The organism is Bathymodiolus azoricus thioautotrophic gill symbiont (assembly GCF_001298715.1).
Classification (GTDB): domain Bacteria; phylum Pseudomonadota; class Gammaproteobacteria; order PS1; family Pseudothioglobaceae; genus Thiodubiliella.
In genome coordinates, this window is record NZ_CDSC02000309.1 from 1 (window position 1) to 7915 (window position 7915).

The following is a 7915-nucleotide window of genomic DNA, read 5'->3' on the forward strand; positions in this document are numbered from 1 at the left end:
GTGTGGTAGAGTGTTATTTTAATGGGGTTACCCACTCAGGATTTGAAAGAACCGTTTTTTTGGACTTTATGAAAAAATACAGGTAGTTTTGAAAATATTTTTAAAAAAACTCTAAAAATTGAAATTAGGGTGGAGAATTATGAGTTATGCAAAAGTCTCATTGTATAATAAAAAATTGTGAGAATGAAAGTAATCAATCGTTATGTTGCTCTATCGGGTTAATAATTTTAAGGAAATAATATGAATTTAATAAAAACAACACTGGCTGCATTTTTGTTGCTATCACTAAGCACACTAAATGGTGCTTTTGCAGCGCCTAAATATATTGTTGACAGCAATAATTCGGTAGTCAATTTTAGCACTATAAAAAAACAATATGTGGTTGATCCTGCGGTTTTTGAAGGCATAACAGGGTCAATTTCTAACTCAGGGCAGGCAGAAATAAACATTAACCTAAGCAGCATAGATACAAATATACCGATAAGAGATCAACGATTGAAAGCGTTGTTTTTTAAAGTGGCAAAATTTCCTCAGGCGACCATTAAGGCAACAATTGATATGAAAAAAATCAAGTCAATTCGCTATTACAAGAGAATGGAAATACCCGCTATTTTGGAGTTTTATGGCGTTAGCAAAGAGATAAAATTAGAGGTACTAATTGCGAAAGTTTATAAAAAGAAGTTACTAATCACCTCTATGAAGCCAATCATTATCAATGCTAAGGATTATGGCGTCCCCGCTAAGAATTTAGTTGCCTTGTCAAAAACAGTGGGCGGTTTGAGTCTTTCTGAGGAAGTAGCGGTTAATTTTGTATTAAGTTTTGCAGATAAACAGTAAGCTAAAAATCACCAAGATTACTGTTTTAAATCTGCAACAAAATCTAGCACAGTAGCATTAATGCAGAAACGGCGAGTGCCATTTTGGTCATCTTCAAATACATGCCCTAAGTGAATACCAGTGCTTTTTGATATAACTTCAATGCGGCTCATGCCAAATCTATTGTCTGGTTTTTCTATCGTACTGTTGTCAATAGCTTTGGTGAAGCTAAGCCAGCCACTTTTAGAATTGAAACGATCATTAGTATCAAATAAGGGTGCACCTGAGAGTTTGTCAACAAATACACCATCTGGTGTATTTTTGAAGATATCGTATTGTTTGCAAAAACGACCTTCGGTCCCTTCGTTAAAAGCAATATCAAAGGCTTTAGAGTCTCCTAATTTGAATTTCCCTAAAATTTTGTAAAACTCTTGTGGTGATAGGTAACCCTGAAAACCTGCTTTTTCTATGCCATTTTCAATAAATAAGATAGTTGGTGTGGCAAAAGTTGGCGTTTTGATTGTATAGCCTTTAAGATTGTGTGCAAACACGCTTCTAACGGGGATACTACCCTTATATTTATCCAGTACTTTTTGCTTAAAAGCCACACAATACGGACAATAAGCATCGGACTCAATGACTATAATTTCCTTGTCACCTAAGGGCTCTAAAATAAGGTCTTTGAGGTGTTCGTTATAAGTGCCGCTGAGTTTTTCTTTGATCATTCCTTTGCTGGCAAACTTTACCCCCGTTTTATGATTAGGGCAATAGCCATTTGGATTTTTAGCTAAATAGTCTTGATGATAATCTTCTGCTTGCCAAAATTTATCTAAAGGTTTTAATTCGCTCACAATCTCTCCAAAGCCTTTTTTATTTAATAGCGTTTGGTATTCATCTTTAGTGCTTAGTGCGATTTGTTTTTGCTCGTCATTCGTCCAGTAAATGGCTGAGCGATAATTATTACCCTTATCATTGCCCTGCCCATCGGTTTGGGTGGGGTCGTGTAATTCCCAAAAGTTTTTAATTAAAAACTCGGTAGAAACCAGTTTTGTGTCATAAATAACTTTAACGACTTCAGTATGATTGATGGTGTTTTTATTGGGTTCTTTGTTATGCTCATCATTTTCGTCTTCTTCGTCATTCCAAGAGATTTTTTTTAATAAATTTAGAAAATTAAATGCTGTGTTATTATCTTTATTTGCCAGCACTTGGTGATAGTCTGGGTTGTCATAATTACCGCCAGCATAACCAGAAGTTACTTCAATCACACCAGATATTTGTTCAAAATTCTTTTCCACACCCCAAAAACAACCTGCTGCAAAGACAATTTCTAATACCATTTGTTTCTCCCTTTTTTTGTTCAGTCCATCTTATTCGTACGCCATTAGTCTTAAATTAGTTGCAATTTTTTAAGAAAAACGCCTATTTTTTGTAATTAAATAACCCTATCACCATTCGTTAAATCGTATAAAATCTTGGTTGTTAAACTTACTTTAACATAACATTTTATCAAATAAAAGGAGAAAATAATGCCAACTTATGAATGTAAAAAATGCGGTATGAGTGTTAATGCAACTTGTGGAAAGTGCGATGCACCATTAACAGACGGAAATTTGGCACTAGAAGATGGGTCGAGTGTGCAAATATCAGAGTGTCCAAATGGTCATGGCAAAATCAAATCACCTATGTGTTGTGGTGAAGATATGAGCTGTTCAGTTTAAAGGCTGTAGAATATATTTTTTAAAACGATCTTAGCGGGTCGTTTTTTTTGGCTAATGTTCACGAGTAGCGGAAAAAACTAGGTTTGGGTGGCGCTCTATCGTAAGTTGTAGATTAACTGTGGATGGTGCTAGATAAGTGAGAACGCCAGCAGAGTCAATTGCCACATTGTTGCCTGCTTTGGCTTTGAGTTGTTCAATGTCTTTGTTGCTACCTGTTATCCAGCGTGTTGTGGCAATATTAATGGTTTCAAACTGACAATCAACCCCGTATTCGTATTTCAAGCGGTGGGCAACCACATCAAATTGCAAAATACCCACGGCACCGAGAATTTGTGCATTGTTGATTATTGGGCGAAATACTTGAGTTGCGCCTTCTTCTGAGAGTTGGTCCAAGCCCTTTTGCAAGGCTTTGGCTTTGAGTGGGTCTTTTAAGACGGCACGACGAAATAATTCTGGGGCGAAGTTTGGAATACCCTGAAAAGTGAGTTTTTCCCCTTGGGTAAAGGTATCACCGATACTGATGCCCCCATGATTGTGGATACCAATTACATCGCCAGCATAAGCCACTTCTGCTGAGGTGCGTTCTCGCGACATAAAGGTAACTGCATTGGCAATTTTGATTTGCTTGCCCGTGGATACTTGCAAAACCTTCATGCCTTTCTTGTATTGTCCACTTACCAATCGCATAAAAGCAAGGCGATCATGATGTTTCGGATCCATATTGGCTTGAATTTTAAACACAAAACCCGTGAGTTTGTTTTCCTCGGGTTTGACTTCTCGGGTATCTGACTCACGATTTTTTGGCGTTGGTGCATACTCAATAAAGCCATCAAGCAAATTCTGAATACCAAAATTGGAAATGGCTGAACCAAAAAATACAGGGGTTTGCTTGCCTGCTAGAAACTCATCCAAGTCAAATGGCGTGGTTGTTTCACGAATAAGTTCAACTTCTTCACGCATTTCAAGTGCAACTTCAGTGCCCAATATTACATCAAGCTCAGGGTTAGCAACGCCGTTAATCACTATATTTTCCCCAATCTCAGAATTTTTACCTGCCTCATACAGATAGACTTTATCTTCAAGTAAATGTACCACACCTTTGAAGCGCTTGCCCATGCCAATTGGCCAAGTGATAGGTGCACATTCAATATTGAGTACGGTTTCAACTTCGTCCATTAATTCAATTGGCTCTTTACCTTCACGGTCTAATTTGTTGATAAAAGTGAGAATTGGGGTATCGCGCAGGCGACAAACTTCCATCAATTTAATCGTGCGCATCTCTACACCTTTGGCAACATCAATCACCATCAGTGCAGAGTCTACCGCTGTTAATGTACGGTAAGTATCCTCGGAAAAATCTTCATGTCCTGGTGTGTCAAGTAAGTTGATAACATGTTTATTATAATCAAACTGCATAATGGATGAAGTGATGGAAATACCGCGTTCTTTTTCCATTTCCATCCAGTCCGAAGTGGCGTGGGTGCTTGCTTTTCTGGCTTTAACGCTACCTGCAGTTTTAATGGCACCTGCATATAAAAGCAGTTTTTCAGTAACGGTGGTTTTGCCGGCATCAGGGTGAGAGATAATCGCAAAAGTGCGACGCTTGGCAACTTCAGATATCATTATTTAATGACCAGTTCAACGCCAGCTTCATCAAACATTGCTTTTGAGAGTTTGACGCTGGCATTCCAGTTGTCAAGTTCTTTAGATTTTTCCACTACTACTTTTTTAATACCGACTTGAATAATGCCTTTGGCGCATTCTGAGCAAATCGGTAAACCGTAAACATAAAGTGTAGCGCCATCAAGCGAGGTGCCAGAATAAGTAGCATTGTAAATCGCATTCATCTCAGCGTGTACTACGAATTTGTATTTGGTTTCTTTATTGTTGTAGCGCTCATCAGTGTCATTAATATTGCGTGGAAAGCCATTAAAGCCCTGAGAAAGCACTTCTTTTTTACTACCAACCGTGACTGCACCGACTTGAGTTGAGGGGTCTTTTGACCAAGTAGAGACTTCTTTAGCGAGCGCTAAATAGCGCTCATCCCATTTGCCTAGAGCGCTCATCGGATTTTGATAGAGGCTAGGGCGATTAACACCAAGATTAAAGTCACCACCCAAAAACGAACGATGATTTTTGGTTCTGACATACCTTGTTTCTCAAAGTGATGATGAAGTGGCGCCATTAGAAAAATACGCGTTTTAGTACGTTTATACCAAGCAACTTGAATGATAACAGAGAGTGTTTCAGCAACAAAAACACCCCCCATAATAAACAGTAAGATTTCTTGACGAACGATAATTGCGATGACTGCCAAAACCGCACCCAATGCCAATGATCCAACATCGCCCATAAAAACCTCAGCAGGGTAAGTATTAAACCATAAAAAACCCAATCCTGCACCGACTAAAGCAGCACAAACCACCACCATCTCGCTGGCAATTGGCATAAAAGGCATATTGAGATATTCAGAAAAATGATAATTACTGCCAATATAAGCAAAAATCGCCAAAGCACCTGCAATTAAAATAGTTGGCATAATTGCCAAACCATCCAAGCCATCAGTGAGGTTGACCGCATTAGAACTGCCAACAATCACAAAATAAGACAATACGACCAAGCCGATAGCACCCAACGGCACAGTCAAATCTTTAAAGAAAGGGATTAACAAATCAGTGGAAATTGCCTGCTCAGTATTGCTTATTATCCATATCGCAATTGCAATTGCACTGAACGATTGCGCCCAATATTTTTGTTTGGAACTTAGACCATGGGCAGATTTTTTGCTAATTTTTAAATAATCATCAACAAAGCCAATCCCTCCAAAAACCAATGCCACCACCACCACAATCCAAAGATAAACATTGTGTAAATTGCCCCATACCAACACGCTACCAATAAAAGACAATAAAATCAGAACACCGCCCATGGTGGGCGTGCCTGCTTTAGACAGATGTGATTCTGGACCGTTATGGCGAATGATTTGAGCAACTTGGTATTGTTGTAAGCGATTGATAAATAAGCGACCCAAAGCCAGCACAGTAAATAGAGACATTAGCATCGCTAAAATTGCACGAAGTGTTAAATATTGTAAAACATTAAAACCCGAATCAAATTGAGTAAGAAAATTAATGAACTCTAGGAACATTCTATTGATTGATAGATAGAAGCTCCAAGTTTATAATGAGAAGCGAGATTTTCGATATACCTACAATATTGTTGGTAATAATCGTACGTTTTTCACCAACTTTCATTCCTAATACTGTTTGATCAATGATTTTAGCCATAGCATTTTCACCCAAGGCAAAAGTTATTATTTCATCAGTTTTACCTGTTTTCTTTCCGCCATCTAACTCAGATGATATTTTAACATTGACCATATCGCCTTTACTTGATTTTGCACCGGTTCCTTTTTGAGTGATTTGTACAAAATATCCGCCGTCTGTGGCTTTTGCATTTGGATAGTTGCTTTTAACAAATTTTTCATTTTTTTTAATCGCATGTTTTTTATTTTCTACTTGAAACGCCACTTCATCGGTTTGGAATTTTTTAGCCTCATCACCCACTCGAATAATAGTCAATTTTCGAATGAAGTCTCCTTTTTTAATGCGATTAACCACACTCATGCCTTTTACCACATGGCCAAAGACAGCATGTTTTCCGTCTAGCCCAGGCGTAGCATTGTGAGTGATGAAGAATTGTGAGCCATTAGTGTCTGGTCCAGAATTTGCCATTGATAAAATACCAGCTTTATCATGCTTTAAATTACTAAATTCATCCGCAAATCGATAACCTGGACCCCCTGCGCCATTGCCTTTAGGGTCGCCACCTTGAATCATAAAATTATCAATTACTCGGTGGAATTTCAAGCCATTATAAAATGGTTTGCCAGTTTGGATATTTGAGCGTTTTGTGCCTTCTGCCAAACCGACAAAATTAATCACCGTCAACGGCGCTTTTTTATAAGCAAGTTGAACGACAATATCCCCTTGATTAGTATGTAAATTAGCATACAAACCTTCTGCTAATTTGGCTTGAGATTGAAGAGATAGAAAAAGAGTAAAAAGTACAATTAAAGTTTTCATAAGATTAAGACTCGATACAAAAGTGGGTATGATACCTAAAATCACAGTAAAATACACCTCATAATTTTAAAAATTTAGTAGAGAATATTATGTCATTATTGATTACCGATGAATGCATTAACTGTGATGTTTGTGAGCCAGAATGCCCAAATGAAGCGATTTATATGGGCGATGAAATCTATGAAATTGACCCTGATAAATGCACCGAATGTGTTGGACATTTTGATGAGCCACAATGTGCAGAAGTCTGTCCAGTAGATTGCTGCCTGTCTGATCCTGATAATGTTGAGACAGAAGAAGAGTTATTAGCTAAGTTAAAATAATTCTTTGCTTTATATTTTCTTTAAATTTAAAACCTAAAAAAGGCGACCAATGGGTCGCCTTTTTGGATTTTAAGGATGGTAACTTATTTATCTAAAATCTCTTTAAGTGCAGCTAGGCATAATGTGATATTCTCTTTTCTGGAGGAGTGCCCCATTAAGCCAATACGCCAAACTTTGCCTGCGTATGCACCAAGACCAGCGCCAATTTCTAGGTTGTAGTCATTGAGTAGGGTAGAGCGCACTTTTGCATCGTCAGCACCTTCCGGGATAAAAACAGAGTTTAATTGTGGCAAGCGCTCTGCTTCATTAACTAAGAAATTAATACCCATTGCTTCCAAGCCATCTCTTAATAGCTCATGGTTTTTTTGGTGGCGTACCCATGAGTTTTCCAAACCTTCTTCTAAAATCATAACCAATGATTCGTGCAAGCCATATAAAGTATTGACAGGTGCAGTGTGATGGTAAGTACGCTTAGCCCCATCACCCCAATAACCCATCACTAAGTTTAAATCTAAGAACCAAGAAGTCACTGGTGTTTTACGGTTTTTTACTTTAGTTAAAGCACGCTCGTTAAAACTTACTGGTGAGATACCTGGCATCGCTGATAAACATTTTTGCGTACCTGAATAAATCGCATCAATCTCCCATTCATCAACACGCAATTCGCAGCCACCTAATGAAGTTACTGCATCAACAATAGTAATGCAGTCGTTATCGTGTGCAATCTTACATAGTGCTTTTGCATCTGAGCGTGCACCTGTTGAAGTTTCTGCGTGCACAAAAGCCAAAATTTTAGCATCAGGATTGTCTTTTAAAGTCTGCTCAACTTTATCCAAAGAAACAGCTGCGCCCCAATCATCTTCTACCACAACAGCCTCACCACCAAGACGCGTGATGTTCTCTTTCATGCGCATACCAAATACACCATTAATACAAACCACAACCTTATCGCCTGGTTCAACTAAGTTGG

The 7915-nt window shown here is 38.2% G+C and carries 9 protein-coding genes; 3 read left to right on the plus strand and 6 right to left on the minus strand.

Annotation, left to right across the window (positions count from 1 at the left end; all coding sequences use genetic code 11):
• Positions 1–240 precede the first annotated feature (240 nt).
• A complete protein-coding gene (locus BAZSYMA_RS05960) occupies positions 241–837 on the plus strand; it encodes a YceI family protein (RefSeq protein ID WP_090716668.1) in 597 nt (198 codons plus the stop codon).
• Between the two features lie 17 nt (positions 838–854).
• Here the strand turns inward: BAZSYMA_RS05960 and msrA are convergent, their stop codons facing one another.
• Positions 855–2156 carry a peptide-methionine (S)-S-oxide reductase MsrA gene (gene msrA / locus BAZSYMA_RS05965; RefSeq protein ID WP_090716671.1) on the minus strand — a complete coding sequence of 434 codons (1302 nt, stop codon included), beginning with the start codon at positions 2154–2156 and terminating at the stop codon, positions 855–857.
• A gap of 189 nt (positions 2157–2345) precedes the next feature.
• On the opposite strand from msrA, the gene BAZSYMA_RS05970 reads away from it, so the two are divergent.
• Positions 2346–2537 (plus strand): hypothetical protein, encoded by a 192-nt coding sequence (locus BAZSYMA_RS05970; protein WP_071565370.1) that lies wholly within the window; start codon positions 2346–2348, stop codon positions 2535–2537.
• Positions 2538–2588: 51 nt separating this feature from the next.
• Here BAZSYMA_RS05970 and BAZSYMA_RS05975 read toward each other — a convergent pair whose 3' ends face one another.
• From BAZSYMA_RS05975 to BAZSYMA_RS10550, 4 genes are read right to left on the minus strand one after another with little or no spacing between them, the layout of a single operon-like run.
• Complete coding sequence (locus BAZSYMA_RS05975; protein ID WP_195910128.1) at positions 2589–4160, minus strand: peptide chain release factor 3; 1572 nt, start codon at positions 4158–4160, stop codon at positions 2589–2591.
• Positions 4160–4603 carry a deoxycytidylate deaminase gene (locus tag BAZSYMA_RS05980; RefSeq protein WP_090716673.1) on the minus strand — a complete coding sequence of 148 codons (444 nt, stop codon included), beginning with the start codon at positions 4601–4603 and terminating at the stop codon, positions 4160–4162. Before BAZSYMA_RS05980 ends, BAZSYMA_RS05975 begins: the two co-directional genes overlap by 1 nt.
• Positions 4600–5685, minus strand: a complete 1086-nt coding sequence (gene mraY / locus BAZSYMA_RS05985; RefSeq protein ID WP_090716675.1) for a phospho-N-acetylmuramoyl-pentapeptide-transferase — start codon at positions 5683–5685, stop codon at positions 4600–4602. The genes BAZSYMA_RS05980 and mraY overlap by 4 nt, the downstream gene beginning before the upstream one ends.
• 1 nt (position 5686) lies before the next feature.
• Positions 5687–6622: a peptidylprolyl isomerase gene (locus BAZSYMA_RS10550; RefSeq protein WP_090716677.1), complete on the minus strand. Its 936-nt coding sequence runs from the start codon at positions 6620–6622 to the stop codon at positions 5687–5689.
• 89 nt (positions 6623–6711) lie between these two features.
• On the opposite strand from BAZSYMA_RS10550, the gene BAZSYMA_RS05995 reads away from it, so the two are divergent.
• Entirely contained in the window at positions 6712–6945 is a 234-nt protein-coding gene (locus BAZSYMA_RS05995) for a YfhL family 4Fe-4S dicluster ferredoxin (protein ID WP_010645784.1), read from the plus strand.
• Between the two features lie 83 nt (positions 6946–7028).
• Here BAZSYMA_RS05995 and BAZSYMA_RS06000 read toward each other — a convergent pair.
• Positions 7029–7915, minus strand: an 887-nt coding sequence (locus BAZSYMA_RS06000; protein WP_090716679.1) for a pyridoxal-phosphate-dependent aminotransferase family protein, incomplete at its 5' end; no start/stop codon positions are given.